The organism is Flavobacterium sp., assembly GCF_024642105.1.
GTDB lineage: Bacteria > Bacteroidota > Bacteroidia > Flavobacteriales > Flavobacteriaceae > Flavobacterium.
The window spans coordinates 211389-231059 of record NZ_JAHEBT010000055.1 but is presented as its reverse complement, the minus strand read 5'-3'; the positions used below and the strand labels follow the sequence as shown (position 1 = coordinate 231059).

At 36.0% G+C, this 19671-nt stretch carries 9 protein-coding genes; all 9 read right to left on the bottom strand.

What is annotated here, in order from left to right; translation table 11 throughout:
- Complete coding sequence (locus tag Q0L65_RS12050; RefSeq protein WP_296686696.1) at window positions 1-1401, bottom strand: glycoside hydrolase family 140 protein; 1401 nt, start codon at window positions 1399-1401, stop codon at window positions 1-3.
- A gap of 18 nt (window positions 1402-1419) precedes the next feature.
- Window positions 1420-4575, bottom strand: coding sequence for a DUF6298 domain-containing protein (locus Q0L65_RS12045; RefSeq protein WP_296686693.1), 3156 nt, complete (start codon window positions 4573-4575; stop codon window positions 1420-1422).
- Between the two features lie 79 nt (window positions 4576-4654).
- A complete protein-coding gene (locus Q0L65_RS12040; RefSeq protein ID WP_296686692.1) occupies window positions 4655-5329 on the bottom strand; it encodes a DUF3826 domain-containing protein in 675 nt (224 codons plus the stop codon).
- An 88-nt stretch (window positions 5330-5417) separates the two neighbouring features.
- Complete coding sequence (locus Q0L65_RS12035; RefSeq protein WP_296686689.1) at window positions 5418-7118, bottom strand: polysaccharide lyase; 1701 nt, start codon at window positions 7116-7118, stop codon at window positions 5418-5420.
- Between the two features lie 124 nt (window positions 7119-7242).
- Window positions 7243-9231, bottom strand: a complete 1989-nt coding sequence (locus Q0L65_RS12030) for a RagB/SusD family nutrient uptake outer membrane protein (protein ID WP_296686687.1) — start codon at window positions 9229-9231, stop codon at window positions 7243-7245.
- A gap of 29 nt (window positions 9232-9260) precedes the next feature.
- Window positions 9261-12500, bottom strand: a complete 3240-nt coding sequence (locus Q0L65_RS12025; RefSeq protein ID WP_296686685.1) for a SusC/RagA family TonB-linked outer membrane protein — start codon at window positions 12498-12500, stop codon at window positions 9261-9263.
- A gap of 350 nt (window positions 12501-12850) precedes the next feature.
- Window positions 12851-14875, bottom strand: coding sequence for a glycoside hydrolase family 127 protein (locus tag Q0L65_RS12020; protein WP_296686683.1), 2025 nt, complete (start codon window positions 14873-14875; stop codon window positions 12851-12853).
- Window positions 14876-14882: 7 nt separating this feature from the next.
- Window positions 14883-17333, bottom strand: coding sequence for a T9SS C-terminal target domain-containing protein (locus Q0L65_RS12015; protein ID WP_296686681.1), 2451 nt, complete (start codon window positions 17331-17333; stop codon window positions 14883-14885).
- Between the two features lie 7 nt (window positions 17334-17340).
- On the bottom strand, window positions 17341-19665 hold the full coding sequence (locus Q0L65_RS12010; RefSeq protein WP_296686680.1) for a DUF5703 domain-containing protein: 2325 nt from the start codon (window positions 19663-19665) through the stop codon (window positions 17341-17343).
- Window positions 19666-19671 lie beyond the last annotated feature (6 nt).

The following is a 19671-nucleotide window of genomic DNA, read 5'->3' as shown; positions in this document are numbered from 1 at the left end:
TTACTTTTGAGATTTTAAAATTAGAACCCAGTCGTTTCCATCTTCTTTTTTACCAGAAAGCTGAAATTCTTTAGTTCCTTTATTATCAAATGTTCCAATCTCTTTTTTTTCTCCATTTCTTGGGTTGTACCAAGTTGCGATTACTTTAGACCCTTTTGTTTTTCCTAAATTAACTGCTATTCTTCTGCCGTTATAAGTGTAAATCAAGGCATAATTAATCCCTCTAGTAGCCACCAAATAATCGTATTTCTCACCTTGATTGGCAATTAATGACTGGTCTGGAACTCTATCAAAATAAGGAAATTCTAACATCAATTTTTTAAGATACACCATTTGCCCAGCACCTGGTGCATTAATGGCATCGTACCAAAATACTTTGTTTCCGTAAGCGGGTTTGTCTCCTTTTCTAAACATTTGCATCACGGCATTATGTCCATAAGTGTACCCTGCCGCCCCTGCAAAAACAGACCAATACCCATAACGTCTTACATCATTATCTTTCCATAACGGTTGTAACGTATCATGCAATCCATGAGGGATTCCTTCATAAGAGGCTTCTCCGTCAAGGGTAGGCTTTATTGGTTTTAAAGTTAAATCTCTTTGAACAAACTTGTAATTATCTTCTTTGAACGAACCTGGCAAAGTATCCTGGTCGTACCTGCGGTGACCCGATTGAAACATATTGAAATCCAACCAAGTCGCAGTATGATAATCGTCTGAAGAATCGGTTCGCCCGAAAGGGTGAAAAGTCACTAATTGATCGGGATTATTGATTTTTAATGTACTTCCAATCGCATTCCAAATGTCCTTAAATTCGTTACCATGTGTATCGCCACCATTCATCCAAATCACATTAGTCCTGTCTTTATAGCGATTGGCCAAAAACTGTGCGTATTTTTGAGCTTGTTCTTTGCTTACTTTATCTCCTTTTGACACATTGGTACCCCAAACTGGGACCATTGCTACATAGATTCCATTTTTTTGAGCCACATCCAAAGCATAGTCAATATGATCCCAATAATCGTATTCTTCTTTGTTATTGAAGTTGTTACCTGGCGTAGTTATGGGTTTTGAAACGTCCTCGTTTACTAAAGCCTTGTCTCCATAAACATTCACTGCATTGATATTATGCAAAACCATCACCTGAATTACATTAAACCCTTTTGCTTTTCGATCTTGAAAATACTTGTTTACTCCTTCTCTGTCAAGTTTTCCAAATGTAAGCCAACCTGTATCACCCAACCAAAAAAATGGTTTCCCATCTTCTGTAGTAAAATAATGGTGGTTCTTGGAAACCTCAAGTTTGGGCAAAGTAGCTCTTGTAGATTGTGAAAATCCGTTTTGGGTGAATAACAAAAAGCTTATAAAAAAAATGGCTAAATAGTGAATTCTTAAGTTCATTTTTGAAGGTATTTTGAATTATTTTTTAATGACAAAAACTACTTTTTCTTTTATTCCAGTAGTAGAAATAGTACTACTATTTCCTCCGTTAATTGTTTGTCGTTTAATGACCGAACCATTGTCTTGGTTGATAAGATAAACGTCAAACTCTCCTTTAAAATTTGTCAGATTTAAAGTTATGTCTTGAGGACTTTTAAGATACATCAGGTAACTTTTACCTTTATTCTCCAATTTCCACAAATTATCTGAGTAGGTATTTCCACTTACCAATTGCATTGAAGGTAGCGCAGAATAAAATTCAGGTAACGAAATTTTTGGTAATGAAGGAAGAGAACCGCCACCAAATAAAACAGCCCAACCAAAACGAGATGAAGCATCTGTAGAATACAGCACCGACTTGTTTGAGTATTTTTCTCGGTATTCACGAACAGCTCTATATACTTGATCCTCTGTTTCTTTTCCTGTTTTGAGTTTGCGAGCATGTTGTCTCGGCGCTAAATTCTTTCCTCCTTCAGGAGCATAAGTAGTACCATCTTCCTTATAATACCAATATCGAATATCTATTAAATCAACCGTTTTATTTCTGTCACCATCTGCTAAAATAGCATCTTGAACATCCTTAGTGGCACTTAAGCCTATTAAACTTTTAGCCGATGTCTCGTTTTTCCATTGTTGTACTTCGTCCAACCAAAATTGCATAAACTGAAGTGGTCCCGTATATTCAGCACTGGTTAATTGAATTACATTGCTGTTATTTTGGAAATTCTCTAATGATTTTCGAATGAATTGTTGGTGAATTTTTCTTCTATCAGGATGAGTAATATCATAAAATTGCTCTGCCATAAAAATACGCTTATCACCAGCATACGGAGGTGGTTCAGGAAATCCTGTTTGATTAATATTATTAGCTGAACGCCAAGGAGAACTCGCCCAATGGGCTCCAGCTTCCAAAATATTATGTTGAAAATACTGTTGATGAATTAACAATTGTCCATTGGCTTCCGCCAAAGTTGCAAAACGAGCCAAACGATCCCAATACCAACTGTTGTACTTTGATAAATCATATTTACTTAAGTGATCCCAAGCCAAATCTTTTCCACTTCTGGCAAAAGGTTGTTCATAAAACGGAGGCCACACATCCGAATCAATACGACGCACTCGCTCATGATCATCCATTCGTCTGTCATACCACAAACCATAATTGTGTTCTAAGGCAATCATCGAATTGGCACTCAAATAGTCAACTACTTCATTAAGGTTATCAGTAAGTCCAGTACCAATTCTACCTGGAACAAATCGGGTAAGATGTGGTGTTGCTTTTTTTATATCATCTTCTAATAGACTGCCTCTCCACCACATCACATTAGATTGTTTTCCTGCTATTAACTTTCCGTCAAGAGTAAGCCAGCCATTTTCAATTCCTACTTTAGGATTAGCTTTAGCTATGTGATCTTCTACAATTTTCAAATCATTCGCACTCTTAATCCCTTTTGAATTACTATCTATCGGATTAAATTGAGATACTTTCACAATCCATTCTGGCAGACTCATTAAAGTGCTTATTGAAGCTTTGGTTAATTCTGAAGCTTGATCTATTGTTGGACTTGAACTTGGCTCTGAACCAATGCTATACAAATAAGGCTTTATAGGCAATTGCCCCAATCGTTTTTCTAATTGAGTATAAAATAAACTCCTTGGATTAATATGAGCATTCACATCCTTCCAATGTCCGTTTCCTGAAAACTGTCCCCATACTCCAAAAGCCCAGTTTTGAGCTGTTGGCGGGTTGTAGCATTCTATTTTAGAGGCCGATGATTCCCAAATGACACTATTAGCAGCTGTCCACCCTGCTCCTCTACCATTTTGTTCTCTGTTGTTAAAACTCAACGCTTGTCCATCAATGTTAGCAATATCAAACAGAACTCCTGTTGCCCAACTTCCTATAGTTCCACTATTTTCAAATGGCAAATGAGATTCACATTGTACAAAGGCATTCGGGCCTGCTGTTCCAAAACCACCTACGGCAAAATCATGATAACCGTATTCCGAATAACAACGCTGAAACAAGGTTTGTTGTCCTTCAGTATAAAAAGTATGTCTTCTAAAAGAGGCTATTTCAGAAATGGGTTCAGAAGCGATACAATCTTCTACTGTAATTTGTTGAGTCGATTTTAATAGCGTCACTGCTCCTCCAGCAAAATGTTTAAAATTGACTTGTTTAACCCAAGCATTTTTGACATTTTCCATACTAATAGCAAACCATCTATGTTGTTCGTCTTTTGGATTAGATGCATCGTAACTGGATTTCATAAGAATATTTTCAATTCCTACAGTTGCTATTCTTCCCTGCCAAACATAAGAAGTTATTTTTGCCTCACCATAATTACTATCCAAAGCCATGGTCAAAGGAGCATTAAGCGTAATCTCATTCCCATTAATCCCTGTAACTATTCGATCCCAAGTCACATCCCAACTCCCTTTTTTCCAACCTACCCATGCGGTTTCTCCTCCAAACTCTTCCATTTTGAGTTCTTTAATAAAACTCTCTGTCAACGGTTGAGTTATCGCTATTGCGTCATTTACTTTTAATTTAGTCACTTCTTTCAGATGGATCGTTTGAGTCCCAAGAGGCGAAAAAGTAGTGGAAAGAGAATAGACTTCTTCCTTTTTTTTATCATCAATCCCAAGGACTCTTATAACCGATTCTCTATCCAAACCAGTACCCAAAAGAATCGTTCCTTTCTCACTATTTCCGCTCCCTCTCAGTACGACTCCAGATTTTTTTATATACAAAGTTCCGCTAACTTTAAATATACCTTGAGCTAAAAGTACTGCCCCTCTGTATCCTAACTTATTCGGTTTTAAACTTGATACATAATCAATCGCAGCTTGAATTATTCGAGTAGCATCTTGCTCTTGTTGTGGGACAACTATTTTATTTTCAATAGTGGGTATCTGTTTCTCAGAAGCTTCAAAACCAGCATACGAAAAATCAGGGATTTGATTACCTAAATTATCTTTGGAATATAGTAGATTTCCTTTTGAATCTTTACTAATATCTGGAAAAGAGCGCTGGGCTATTCCTTTATTTACAATAAAAAACAAGGCCACACAGGATATCAAAATCTTTCCTCTTTGCAGTACTATTCTATTTTTTGATTGAATAAAATTCACAAGAAATGGTATTTAAAAATTTTATTTTATTTTGAATCTAAATTAGTAAGGCCTACGTATAAAGCCGATAAGACAAATTCTATTTTTCGACTTTACTCTTCTGACGATCTTCAATTCGTTTGTGCCAATCCGTACTTTCTTTATTTAAATCGTAGCCTTGACTGGATAAATAATTGTTAATTCTGCCTTTGTATTTCCCAAACCAAGCGTGCTTTTCTTTAGAAGTTCCACCATCCATAGCATGTTCTCTTGCTTCAACTAAATTAGTATAAATATACTTCTTTTGATCCTCAGTCAAATTAGGCAACATATCTTGATAACCTGCATACGTAATAGGAACTACTCCATACGTCATTCCGTCTTTTACCTCAATGATTTTATTTTCATCTAATTCGGTGGTCAATTGTTTAACATAATTTGTATGCAATTCATTTATAGCTTGATCTGCTTTCTCCTTAATTTGATTGAGTTGAGTAGTTTGTTGCTCTTTTGAAACTCCACTATTTTTTATCTTCTCAATTTCGGCATCTCTTTCGTCTTGAATTTTAGTCAAATTCCGAAATTGTTGCGCTATTATTAGTGTTACTTTTTGCTCTTTTTCAGGCTTAGGCAATGCTAATTTAGCAACTATTTTTGAAGCTCTTTCATTGGTTACTTTGATATATTCTGGAGAAAGGTATTGTTGCGCATTCACACCCCAAAACACAAGACATAATAAAGAACTTTTGATTATATTTTTTTTTACAAATGACATAATGATTATTTTATAGCGTAAAAAAGCATTCTTATCCCAAAGTTATTGAGAAACAAGAATGCTATAATTAGTAAACATAATTTACAATTTAATCCAATAACGGTTTCACCAAAGTTTCGCGATTATTAGCCAAATCTTTCCAATTTACATTTTGAGTTGGATCAATTCCATTGATGTATTCTTCAATGTTAGTATAACCATCATTATCAAAATCTAATCTAGCATCAGAAGCATCTTTAGGATTCAATCCGAATTTTTTCTCCCATTTGTCTGGCATTCCATCTTTGTCTGTATCTACATACGACTTCCCTTTATATACAGGATATCCTCCTACTTGAGAAATATCCGTAATGATTCCTAATTTATAAGAATCAGCTGGTAAGCGACGGTGTTTGAATTGAAAAAAGGAATTAGGATCTAAGCCTTCAACATATTCTGGAACACCAGTTTTTACCGTTCTTATAATTCTAGAATCTACTTTATCTCTAAGGGGTAAGGTGGCACCCGCATTAGTGACAACATAATCATACGATTCATTTGCCGTCATAATTTTATCAAACCAAGGCATTGGCATGGGTTGATCTACTCTCATTTTAGGAAAGTAAGTAGAAGCTTCTTCGAAACTCATCGCTTCTCCTTTTTTATTTTCCATTTGAACACCACCATCCCAGTTGTCTTTAGAAACTTTTTCGTTTCCTTCAACCACATTTCCATTCACATAAGCTCTACCAAAAACCATATAAGGCAATTTACTTCTTCCTGATTCTGGTTTTAAAATTCGGTAACTAATAGGTTCATTTTTATTTGTTGCTGGTCCTGGTTTAAAATAATTATTAATAATATTATACTGAGCAGTATAATCTCCTCCGTCAATAGAGCGATTAACCCAATTAAAAATCACATTATTAACAAAATTAAAAATCCCATTCCAACCTATTGAAGGATTTCGCCCTGTATTAGACGACCATAAATTTCTTAAAAATGAGCAATTCTCTCCCCCTAACGTACTCCCAAAAGCGTGGTTATAGGTATCTAATCCTTCAGCAAATAGACTGTTTTGTATAGTCACATTTACAATAGGAAACTTTTTATCAGCAACGCCTGTTTCATCATCATACATATGTCGATAAAATGACATGTTTTCGTCCAATCCCCAAGTAGCCGAAACGTGGTCAATAATGACATTTCCTACAGGATTTCCTCCAATAGCATCATCTCTACGGCCTACAAATGTTTCACCTCTACGGAAACGCATGTGTCGAATCACAACATCATGGGTATCAATCCAGATAGTTTCTCCTGCTACACAGATTCCATCACCTGGAGCAGTTTGCCCAGCAATAGTCACATAAGGAGCACGAACTATTAAAGGACTTTTTAATCTAATAATTCCCGAAACATTAAAAACAATTATTCTAGCTCCTCCCTGTTCCAAAGCTTCACGCAACGTCCCTGGTCCTCTATCCTCAAGGCTACTAACGGTAATTACCTTACCTCCGTGTCCACCAAAACTATACATTCCTCCTCCTTCAGCACCTGGAAAAGCAGGAATATCAGCTTGTGGTAAATCCGTTGGCCTAGATGCCCAAGGAATAAAAGGTTTGCCCACTCTAGCCTCTTGTTCAACAATAATTTTGGCTTTTTCCCAAGCCTCATTAGACAGCTTTTCAGCTTCTGCTTTTATTTTTTCTTCACTAGCTTTTTCTTCAGCAGTAAGTGTAGGATATTGAGCATAACCGCTAGCTATACTTAGAAATAGAATTGATAATGTAAAATGTAACTTTTTCATTTTTTTGGTTGTGCTTGTTTAATGTAAGATAAAATGTAATAAATTCTATTTTTAAAAGAAATTACCTGTATTTAAAAACAAAATACAGGTAATTTATTATTATTCAAATTGAATTAACTGAATATTATTTAAGTGGATCAAAAATAGTGGCACCACCAGACCAACCTTGAGTTTGACCTAAATAAGGTGCAGTATTCAATGCTGATGATGGAATCCCAAAGAAATAGTATTGGTTGTACCATTTGAATGTCCAGTTTGTAGGAGTCGTTGCCTCTAAATTGTCTTTAACTTCTACTCTAATGAAGTTAGTGTAAAAATAATCCAAATAGGCATCATAAGTTGTAATTCCTGTTGGATAAACTGAAGGATTTCTATCCGCAACAGGAGCCACTCCATTTACTGGCAAGAATGGATCGGCTGTTCCTACATAATTTGCACCATTTCGTATAGCTTTAAAGTACAAACCTTGTCTTCTCATACCTTCTATAGGAGTTTGACCTAAACGCGTACAAGTACCGTAATCGTTATTGAATAACATCCAACGTCTTAAGTCCCAAAAACGTTTACTCTCATAGGCAAATTCTACTTTTCTTTCGTTAATAACCGCTCCAAACAATTGATCTCTTGTAAGTGCATCGGCAATTCCAAAAGCGCCATCAGAATTAGCAATTCCCGCTCTTTCTCTAATTTTCCCAATTAAAGTTCTACCTTCGGCTAAGCTATTGATACCGATAGCAGATTCTGCTAAATTCAAAACTACCTCAGCAAAACGCATTTCCATATAATCAGTACCACTGTATTGGAAATTGGTATTATTACTTGCTGCAGGATTTACACCCTTACATAAATACACCCCACTAGAATTCGCTCCTAAAGTTTCTGTAGATTTTAGAGTAGTCCCTGATGTAATCCAATTATAGGTAAATTGCTTAAAGCTCGGATCTTCCGAATACGCCCAAGGAGCTCCATTGTAAATAAACGTTTTGTAAAAACGTGGATCTCTGTTTTTGTAGAACGTTTGTAAAGTATAAGGATTAGCCGTTGATACTCCTGGCATTTTACCATCCTTCATCGGGAAGGCATTCATAATTTGTAGCGTTGGAGATACTGAACCTCCACCACCTACAGTTTTAGAACGACAGGCTTTTTCCCATCCGTTATTTTTCCAAGTTGGAGTACTAATAACATTATTGAATCCATACACAATTACTGCTTCAGGATTGTTCGCCTCAGTAAACCACATATCTCCCCAAGCTTTACCATTGGCAAATCCACCTGTTGAAAACAATCCAAAACTATTGGCTTCCAATAAAGTTTTTGCTTCCAAATTCGCATTGTAAGCGGCTTGCCAACGCGTCACATCATCGGTACGATTGAACAAGGGACTTGCCCAAGTTAACAACACACGCCCTTTGAATGCTGCCGCTGCACCACTGGTAATTCTACCCCAGTTAGCTGCATCCCATTTTCCTGGTAACAAACTCTTTGCCATATCCAAATCAGCGACAATTTGCGCAATACATTCTGAAGATGAACTTCTTGGTATTTGTAAATCAGCAGCGCTTGATGAAATTGAACTTTGTGCATGTAAAATCAAAGGTACTCCTCCATACAAACGTACTAAGTCAAAATACTGCCAAGCTCTCCAAAAGTACAATTGTCCTTTCAATTGATTTTTAGTAGCAGCTTCCATATCATATTTGTCCACATTATCCAAGAACAAATTAATTTGTCTCAAACGCGTATACGGATTATTTGGCACACTTCCTGTAAGTGCAGTACCAATGTAGTTCAAACAATTGGCATCTGTATTCGTTCCTGGTGTTATCCACACTTTATTCCAGTTCACCTCTCCCGCTAATTCATCTGTAGCTTGCGAAAAAGTAGCTGCACCTCCCGCAGCCAAATCCCAAGTCATTGCAGCAGCATTATTGGCTGGAAGAAACGAAAAATAGATATAGTCTACATACGCTTTCCCTAAAATAGGGTCTTTATATACCTCCTCATTAGCTCCAGACAAATCTTGCTTTTCAGCAAGAAAGTCATCATTACAGCTTCCTAACAACAGGGTTGTCAGAACTCCCAACAATATATTTCTTTTTATATTTTTCATTGTCATCAATTTAATTTTATTAGTATTTACTAGAAAGCTACATTAAGCCCTAAAGAATAGGTCTTCAAAGTAGGATAGATATCATAGGATCCATTTGGGTTTTTGTAACTAAACGGATTGTACAAAATAAATGGATTCAAGGCTGTCAAATTGAATCGACAAGAACTAAGTCCTAAAGCTTTAGTATATTTCTCTGGCATTGCATAGGCTAAATTAATATTACGCAATTGAATACTTGTTGATGAAACTCTCCAAAACTCAGAAGTTGGCGCTAAGTTCAAAGCCTCATTGTATGGATTAGGCATCGTTCCTGTTGGATTCAATGTTGGATCGTAGATATTATTCCAAATCGAAGGTCTATTATCTTGAATATCCGTAATTTTTTCTTTCATTGATTTTCTAGTTGCACTATCAATCTCATTAAATCCTCCTCCAAAAGAAGCCGTTACTACCGCATTCAAACTAAATTGTTTGTAGCCGAATTTCAAAGTAGTACCCATACCGTATTTGGTTGATTTTTTCTTAGACAATTGAATTTGGTCATTCTCATCAATAATACCATCAGGCGTTGCAAAGGTTCCTGTTACAGGATCAAAAGCACCTCTTACATCACGATAGTACAATGAACCTGGTTTCAAATTAGCTGCTAACACACCAAAAACAGATCTAATATTATACCCACTCACATAGGCTGCCACTTCGGCTGCATCTTTGAACATTCCAATACAATCGTATCCCCAAACTCCATTATCCATTGATTCACCAGGCTTAGCAATCCAAGGTTTTTTGATATCGATAGCATTAAAATCTCCAGTTATCACTTTATTATCTGACCAACCAAAGTTGACATCCATTCCGTATTTAAAGTCGCCCACTTTATCATTCCATCCTGCCGCGAATTCATATCCAAAGAAATTGATTTCGCCAAAATTTTCAGACGCGGTAGAACCTCCCACTGTAAATGGCACATTCGCTGTTCTATTCATTAACACATGCATTCCTTTGTTAAAGAAATAATCAGCAGATAAAGACAATCTGTTACCAAACATTTTTGTTTCTACACCATAATTGGTTTTCAATTCCTCACTCCAGGTTACGTCTGGATTAGGTGTCACCTCCATTTTCAATCCTGTAGATACTGCATTATTCCCTATTACAACTCCTTTATCTACTTGATAAGTGAAACGCTGTCTCCATTGCCAAGCCTTGGTCTCATCTCGTCCTAACAACCCTACAGAAGCTCTTACTTTTAAGAAATCAATCACAGATGATTTGAAGAACGATTCCTTCGAAATTACCCAACCTCCAGAAAGCGAGTAGAAATTAGCCCAATAGTTGGCTGGTGCAAATTTAGTAGAAGCATCCGTTCTGTATAAAAATTCAGCCATGTACTTATCATCATAAATATAATTCAAACGGCCTACATATCCCAATGATCCTGACTCATTTCCTGTAGTGGTTCCATCAACGGTTCCAAAAGCAGTATTAGAATACCCATTAGTTGACAATAAAGGAGAATCTTTGTAATATTGATCTTGAATACTATTGGATTCTGATTTTTCAACTGTTACTAATCCCGATAGTGCATGTTTTCCAAACTCACGACTATAAGTTAAACTGATATTCGACTGTACTGATTTACCAGAAGTATTATTCCACAACAATCTGTTACCATTCGAATACGTATTTGCTTTCAATATTGTATTATCAGGTAACGCCACTCCATTAAAAGTATCCGCAATAGGATGGAATATATGTCCATATGTACCTACACCATTAAATTGGTATATTGTATATTGGGTACCCACCTGAGTTCCTCTTGCTGCACTCTGATTACGAGCATAGGACGCTCTAGCCGTCAATCCTTTGATAAAAGGAATTTTATATTCTAAATAAGCATTAGCCGACATATTATTAGCCGAATTGGTAGCAATATTACCCAATCTTTTCATTTCACCATAATGGTATTGATAATTGGATTGTGTATTTACCTGTGCTGGCAAACCATTAATATATTGAGGCATGAATGGAGTCCAGTTCAACAACCTTCTATAATCATTCTCTTCATTTTCACCGCCAATTTTGCTAAATGTTTTAGACTCATCATTGAAGAATCCCGCAATTTGAATACCCGCTTTTAAATTATCCGAAATATTAAAATCAGCCCCTGATCTAAAAGTCCATTTTGAGTAATCTATATTACTCAAGTTCCCTCCTTGCGTATAGTAAGATCCTCCTGCATAATAAGTCGCTCTATCGGTACCTCCGCTTATATTTAATGTGTGTTTTTGATTGGAAGACGCATGCCATTCATCATTCAATGGATTGTATTTCAAATATTTAAAATACGCTTTTTCATCAGGAGAAAAGAAATAAGATGACAAAGGCGTTTTTCCAAGACTATTATTACCATTTACACCATTCATAATATCATAGTATGTTGCAAACTCTGAAGCGTTTAACATTCTTGTACGATAGGTTTCGTCCTCTATACCATACGATCCTTGATAAGTCAATTTCGCTGGCCCTTTTTTACCCCTTTTAGTAGTAATAATTACCACTCCGTTCGCAGATCTTGCTCCATAAATTGCTGCCGCTCCATCTTTCAAAAACGAAATCGTTTCAATTTCAGACGCATCTAAATTATCAAACTGAGTCGTATCGTTAGTTCCATCTCCTGCTGTTTGCAGCACTCCATCGATAACATATAATGGATTCGTTGTCCCTCCATCTTTAGATAAAACGACAGGATTACGAATTTTCAAAGTAGCTGCTTTACCCGGTCTTGCAGAACCTCCTGAAACACCCACTCCTAATATTCTACCTACTAAAGCAGTAGCAATATTGTTAGTAGGTAAATCTTCAATCTCTGCAACTTTAATACTTTGCACAGCGCCTGTCAAATGGCTTTTCTTTTGTTTACCATATCCCGTAACTACTACTTCTTCTAAACCAGAAGCATCATCCTGCATGGTTACATTTACTTGAGACGACTTTCCTATAGTTCGCTCTTCTTTTTTCATTCCGATAAAAGTAAACACAAGAGTACCCCCTTCTTTTACCGCTAAAGCGTAATGCCCATCAAAGTCAGTAACAACTCCATTGCTTGTTCCTTTCACATTGACATTTACTCCCGGAAGTGGTTTTCCAGCATAATCGATTACGTTACCGGATATAATTTTTTCCGTTTTGCTGTTTTGAGCATGACTTAATAAACTCATCATTACAAACAAGAATAAACTACAACTCTTAGTAATTGTTTGTTTCATAAGTGTTTTGTTTTGTTAATTAATAAATTGGTTAGATTAGTAAATAATTACAGTCTTTAGAACATCAATAATAATTGCGAAAATCAATTAATATAGTTCGTAAAAAAATAAATGTAAAAAAGACAATTATTATTTTGAACCAAATTTATTAGTATAAACCATTTCAACTATCCTGTACTGTCCTGTATTCTAAACAATATTAAATAAAAAAACCAAATTCGTAAATAAAAAGGGGATAAATTTTACATAATAAACAAAATGGTATCATAATTTAAACATATGCAAACCATACATAAAAAAAAACACCCATAAAAATAGATGTTTTTTTATTTTAGAATTAAGTTCCATTTTTAATAGGGCAGCCAAACAGACATTTCACCCTTGCTATGATTTCCCCATGCAAAATAAGGAATCAATTGTACCGATAAATTGGCACTTTGTATAGTAGAGAGTGGTTTATATAATGTTTTATTCCAAGAGGAATTAGAATCTGTCACTCTTACATTTGCTTCAATTGCCATTAATTTTCTATTACTTAATTCAAAAGACTTTACTGTAAATGTCGATTTGACGTCCAACAAAACTTGGTTAACACTAATTGAATCAGGCAACTGATTTGATTCTAGACAATACACCAAAGGTCCACGCTTAACTGCGATCTGATTTTTCACCTCTTCAACTAATGGATTGGCTTGCATCAACTCAACCGGCATTGGAATAGTAAGCGTTATAACATCTCCTTTTTTCCATTTGTGGGCGACTTTAGCATAGGTACCTGAAAACAAATCATCATTCCTCTTTACATCATTTACAGAAATGCTTGTTCCTTGACTCCAACCCGGAATTCGCAGAAAAAAAGCAAAATCCGTTTTTGGTACATCAACTACTTTCAATACAATTTTCCCGTCCCATGGATAATTAGTTTGTTGTTCTACTTGTACCTTCTCGCCACTTGTGGTAGTCGTATTTAAATAATTACTCCCAAACAAATTCACATACAGTCCTTCCTTTGAAATTGTATAAGCATAATTAGCAACTTCAGCCATAGTACGAGTCACGTTAGGGGCACAACAATTGGATAACTTAATATATCCTTCTCTCTCCTTATTCCATCTTTGCTTAAAAGGCAGCTCTTTGGAAACATTCAAAGGATTGTTATAACAGAAAGCTGTTCCTTCTAAACTAATTCCAGATAATACACTATTGTAAAGTGATTGTTCTAGAATATCGGCATATTTTGCCTCGGATGTGATTTGTAACATTCGCCAATTCCATAGCACATTTCCAATATTAGCACAGGTTTCAGTATGGGCTGTAGCATTAGGCAACTGATATGGTCTTCCATAAGCCTGATGTATTTTTTGCACATCGGCAGGATTATACGAAGTCCCATCAGGTGAAACACCATCGTACAAAGAACCACAAGCGCCTGTGATATACATTTTTCGGTACACCACATCTTCCCATATCGATTTTAAATTATCCAATAATTTTTGTTCTCCCGTCTCAGCATATAAATCCGCTACACCCGCATACAAATAATTAGCTCTCACTGCATGTCCCATTGCTGTTGTTTGTTGTCTAAATGGAATTCGGTCTTGATTATCATCTGTTCCATCATTTGTAGTTCCTCTAATGTCAATTAAATTAGTTGCTAATTCCAAATAACGAGGATCTTTTACCGTACGATACATTTCAATAATACCCATATAATGTGATGGACAAATGGCATTTCTCGCTAATTCTGGAGATGCTTTTTTATAAAAATCATATAAAAAATTGGCTACCCCTTTGGCTATATTTAAAAAATTAGTTTTTCCTGTTGCACGATAATGCACGCACGCTGCCGTCATCAAATGACCCATATTGTATTTTTCAAAACCCAATTGTTTTTTCAACTCTTCAGCACCTAAAGTTCCCCAGCGTTCTTCTATAAGAACAGGAGTATGCATATAGCCGTCTTTTCTTTGGACTTTTGCAAATAAAGCAATGGCCTTATCCATTTCAGCATCTATTTTTTTATCCTTTGTAACTGCATAAGTGGCTGCCATAGCTTCAAAAATTTTATAAAAATCACCGTCATGAAATGAAGGCCCACTAAACTTTCCTTTCATTAAACCCGCAGCTATTTCAAAATTTTTATAGGCATGAGTAATGGAATCGTTATGATACAAATTCCACATATAAGGCAAGGTATTTTGTTGCTCAACATCAGACTGTTCTTTCCAAAATCCTCCTGTCCATTTCACATCTTGTAAGTTGATGCTCTTTAATTTTGAAAATGGGCTGTCGAAATTAGCTACCAAGCCATTTTTTTGAGCATTCAAAGTACCCAAAGAAAACAATACAATTAAAAACGTTACAATTTTATTCATTCTGTTATTATTTTACATAAAAATTAATCGTACGACTCATAGCATCTCCTTCGACATCAACCACAGTAATTACAACTGACGCTAGTCCTTTTTGCAAAGGAGTAAATTGAAGTTTTTTACCTTTTAAAATCGCATTCCCATTCTGAATATTCGACACAGAATATACTGGTTTCTTTTCAAAGCCTTTGAAATAATCACTTATTGAAATCTCAAACGATTCTCCTTGGTTTATAAAATAATGAGGCTTTGCCATCCAATCTAGATAATCATCCAACTGTGTAAAACCGTCTTGATCTTTATCCAAATTAGTATCTGAAAAATCCCCAACAGTCGACTTTGGATTCAAACCATGAGTTTCTTCCCACCAATTTGGCAAACCATCATGATCAGTATCCCAATCTGATGGACGATTTTTAGTTTTAAATTCGGGCCAACCTCCTTGATCGGCTTCGTTGTCTATTAATCCACCCAAACCACTTTTACTTCCTTTATAAGTATAGGTACCTCTTAAGGTTTCGTCAACAATTCGAATATCGTGTTGATCAAAGAAAGGCTGATTGGCACCCACATCCGAAAGCACATCTTTGTATGCAGCAGCTGCTCTTTGAGTGGTTACAAAAGATTCGAAAAATGGGTTTGGTAAAAATACTTCATAGTCAACAATCGCCTTATTTGACAATGTAAACTTTCTTCCTTTATCTTGATTCTTTTCATTAAAATAACCCGGCATCACGTTTCCATCAAAATAATATTGTTGTTTTCCTTTTCCAACCCCTTCAATTTGAGCATTTAAAGCCACAAAAATATCCGTAGAAGCTCCAGTTATGTAAAAATTATTTACAAAATTTACTTGATTGGCCCCACCATCCGTAGCACGATGTCCCCAATTATAAACGACATTATTTCTAATATCTATTTTACCTCCGTAATATCCATCGCCATTCAAACCACCACCAATACTCCAGTTTCGACCTTCGTTGTGTGCTAATAGATTATGATGAAAACTTCCCACATCACCGCCAATAGTAGCTGCATAACCATGCATTTTTCCTATACCGTATTTATCATGTCCTGCTACATTCAATGCCTCCGAAATTAAAGTTCGCTGCAATGTAATATTGTGCGCCCCCCTTGAACTAAACGATTCGTCTATAGTCCAACTTATGGAGCAATGGTCAATTATACTGTGATTGGCTCCTGTAAGCCCCATCCCATCATAAGTAGTTCCTCCACCTATTCGAACTTTTAAAAATCGGATTATACCCTCATTCCCAGTCAACCCAATAGGAGCTCTCGTAATAGTAATCCCTTCACCTGGTGCAGTTTGACCCGCTATGGTGATATACGGATTATTCACCACCAATCTTGACTCTAATTGAATATTCCCCGAAATAGTAAAAACGATGGTTCTAGGGCCTATCGTAGCATTTACAGCTTCTCTCAAACTACCCGGACCACTATCCTTTAAGTTAGTTACTTCAACTACTTTGCCTCCTCTTCCTCCCAAGGCGTATCGGCCATATCCTTCAGCTCCAGGAAAAGCTAATTGTGCTGGCTTAAAAGACCAAACTGCACCAACTGTTTTATTTCCTTTTGCATCTATTTCATCTACACGCCAATAATAAGTTGTTCCGCTGTATAAATCAGAAACTGAAAATTGATTTTTCATCAATTTCCCCTTATATTCTCGTGAAGTTTCATTCGCATCTTCTACTAATTTCTCATTAGTTCCAAAATACAATTGATGCGTTACTACATCTTTAGGAGATGACCACTCTAAATTCAACTTATTATCGTGTACCTCAACATGTTCATCCTTATCTAAAGGTACGGGAGAATTGGCTTGTTTTTTTAAATTTGGCGTATCCAATTCAAACCCGTTAAGCACCATTTGCTTAATAAAATCATTAGCGTTTTCATCTAGTTCAAAACGAATTATTACTGGTTGTGATTTGATTACTTCAAAAGTAACGTAAGCCATTCCTGCCTCTATTTTTGAATTGGCACGATTACTCGGAATTACTCTTTCCTCTAACTTCCCATTCACATAAATAGCAACAGGAGAAAATGTTTTTCCTTCAATTTTATCAAAAGTATTATGGAATGTAAGAAGAGAATGCTTCCCCTCTTTTAATCCGTAAATTACTAATTCTAATTTTTCCTTGGTCACTAAACCATCGCTAACTAACCTACTATAAAACGGAGCGCTCATCCCCACTTTATACCAACTTGACGAAAAATTTCCTTTTAGTTGTATGGTGAGGTCTCCAAATGATTTTTCTACTTCTTTTTGTTCACTTATTGGCCATGAAATATAAGAAGGATCGTTTACTTCTTCTATTCGTCTCTGTGAAAAATCAAAATCAACTTTTAGACTGTTTCCTTTTACTGTTTGTGCTGGTGCACTTGTTACAAAAAGTGCTAACATACTCATAGCACCCATTATTTTTTTTACCATTTTATATTTAATTCAAGTTGATTTTTTCTGTTAGTGTCACATTTAGAAGATTGACGATATCTTTTTCTCTTTCTGGCGGAAATACATGAAGAATTTTACACACTCCATTATGAAGTACAGCTTCAATAGTAGTAGTATGAGTAGCATGCAATTTGAAATGTACGTTCCATTCTTTAGGCCAAGCTGGAAACAAATAAATTTTTCCTTCTGTCTCTTGCAACAACATTTCTTGCATACCAATCATCCCTGATCCTCCCCAATTATGATCTGGTGTCCAATCATAACCTGGCCCCCAAAACGCAGGAAATCGTCGCTCTGAATTAGCCATTTTTAATCCATTGTATTTTGCTGCTTCCTGAGTCAATCCCAATCGAGCTGAAAAAATATTATCCTGTTTCCAGCCTATATGACTTCTAAACTTAATTGCGTCAGTATCGTATTTCCAAGTATTCAAAGCCGTTTCTAAATCGGGTTTTCCTATTCCATAAATTCCCCATGGATAAACTGGATACAATTGAGTTGGTTCCACATTGTTTACTCGTTCCCAAGATTTCGCTGGACTAAGCATTTTATGAGTGTCCAAAACAGTATAATTCAGAGGAGGAATTCGTTTAAAGAAACCTTCCAAATACTCTTTTTCTTCTTTGTTTTCGGTATATTTCAATAGTTCTTGGGTAACTACACGCAAGGCTGCAATGGTACTGGTCGAATTGGTTGCCATTTTATAGGTCTCGCCTCCCGAACCTGGATACAAAACCAAATGTCCGTTACCATCCAGCGCTTTAATTCCTCTGTTTTTTGCTAAATAGTGGTAATGTTCATCAAAAAAACGAAGACAACTTAAAATAAACGGTTGGTATTTTGAAATGGATTCATTAGCATATTCTTTTTGCATCAACATCATTTGGCAAAACTCTAAAACTGTATCCCATTCGTATTCTAACCAGGCATTGTACTCTACCCCTGGATCAAAATTTTCAGGACGTTTCCAAGCGTATTCTGCTGGATTAGGTAGCCCAAAGTTTTCTAACTGTTCTGTAAAAGAAGCGCCTTTGTGTTTCCAGTAGACTTCCGAACGCAATTCGGCATTTTTTTGCAAACTCAAATAGTAATCCAATTGCGATTTCATCATATCAAAATCACCACTCTTTAGCATCGGAAAATAAACCAATCGCTGATTTTGAGCTGTCATCGTCCCTCCTCCCCAATTCCTAAAATCAGGAGTGAAATTCAAGGTTGAATTGACAAAAACTGGGTCATAGGTAAAAAGTCCGCCATTAAATTTCGTAGGGTATTTTCCGTAAGCATTACATCCTAACATATAACGAAACAATTGGTAGTTTTGTCCCATTTGATATACTGAGTCTTGGGTTGTACTTCCTTCTTTTTGGGTAAAAATAAAACTTCGATCCCAAAAATCATTCCACCAAGAAATAGACTTCTGCTCTGCCTTTTTAACTTGATATTTTCCCGCATCAACTTGATGAGCAAGTGCTGTTTTCCATTGATTGAGGTCTGCCGATTGATTTGTATGCAAACTAATTGTAAGGGATTGTTTTTTTAAAGGCGCAACACTAATTAAAGAGTAGCCTTTGCAATCTATACCTTGATATTTTGAAAGATAAGTAGTCGCTGGTTTCATTTGATTACTTTGCATAAAACCGCCAAAAGTCAACCCTTTCAATGGATTCATCATTTGGTCTTTAACCGACTCCATTTTTTGTTGCTTTACAGCAACATCAAAAACCGTTTGCTCCCGATTGCGATGATAAAATTGGATTCCATTTTGTTCAAATGAAACAGAATCCTTGTAGGTAACCACCTCCGGTTGTGGAGCCCATTTATACGAATTTGCATTATTTTCTTTGCCTTTTAAAATGCGATTAACATGACGCCATGTTTCATAAGAAGCTTTCATTGTTAAGGCAGTTTTACTTACCAAATCCAGATGAATTACAGGACGAAAAACATCCACCCAAAGTTTAATTTGAGTGCCATTTTGCGTAATTTTTATATAACCATCTTTCACAACTAATTCTTGACGAAACCCCACATTATCTCGGAATGGATTGGGAGTTAAATTGACTTTAACTCTCCCTGATTTTAACAATTGATTGTGTTCATCAAAGGTACCGCTACGTGAAAAATAAAAATACAAATCGCCTTTTTCTACCCAAACATTGGCTCCAATATCACCTCCTCCCAAAGGCATGGATTCAGAAGAATTACTGCTTTGAGTAGCCCAAACCTGATTGTAGTTTTCTATCACAGGTAATTGCGCCTTGACAAAAAACGAGAATAATAATAAAATAAAGGTGATTGTAGTTTTCATCTATAC

Bases quoted from the DNA above. Each gene is read 5' to 3' on its own strand.
- Q0L65_RS12015 (WP_296686681.1), bottom strand. From the start codon at position 17,333: ATGGTAAAAAAAATAATGGGTGCTATGAGTATGTTAGCACTTTTTGTA.
- Q0L65_RS12030 (WP_296686687.1), bottom strand. From the start codon at position 9,231: ATGAAAAATATAAAAAGAAATATATTGTTGGGAGTTCTGACAACCCTG.
- Q0L65_RS12035 (WP_296686689.1), bottom strand. From the start codon at position 7,118: ATGAAAAAGTTACATTTTACATTATCAATTCTATTTCTAAGTATAGCT.
- Q0L65_RS12040 (WP_296686692.1), bottom strand. From the start codon at position 5,329: ATGTCATTTGTAAAAAAAAATATAATCAAAAGTTCTTTATTATGTCTT.
- Q0L65_RS12050 (WP_296686696.1), bottom strand. From the start codon at position 1,401: ATGAACTTAAGAATTCACTATTTAGCCATTTTTTTTATAAGCTTTTTG.
- Q0L65_RS12020 (WP_296686683.1), bottom strand. From the start codon at position 14,875: ATGAATAAAATTGTAACGTTTTTAATTGTATTGTTTTCTTTGGGTACT.
- Q0L65_RS12010 (WP_296686680.1), bottom strand. From the start codon at position 19,665: ATGAAAACTACAATCACCTTTATTTTATTATTATTCTCGTTTTTTGTC.
- Q0L65_RS12025 (WP_296686685.1), bottom strand. From the start codon at position 12,500: ATGAAACAAACAATTACTAAGAGTTGTAGTTTATTCTTGTTTGTAATG.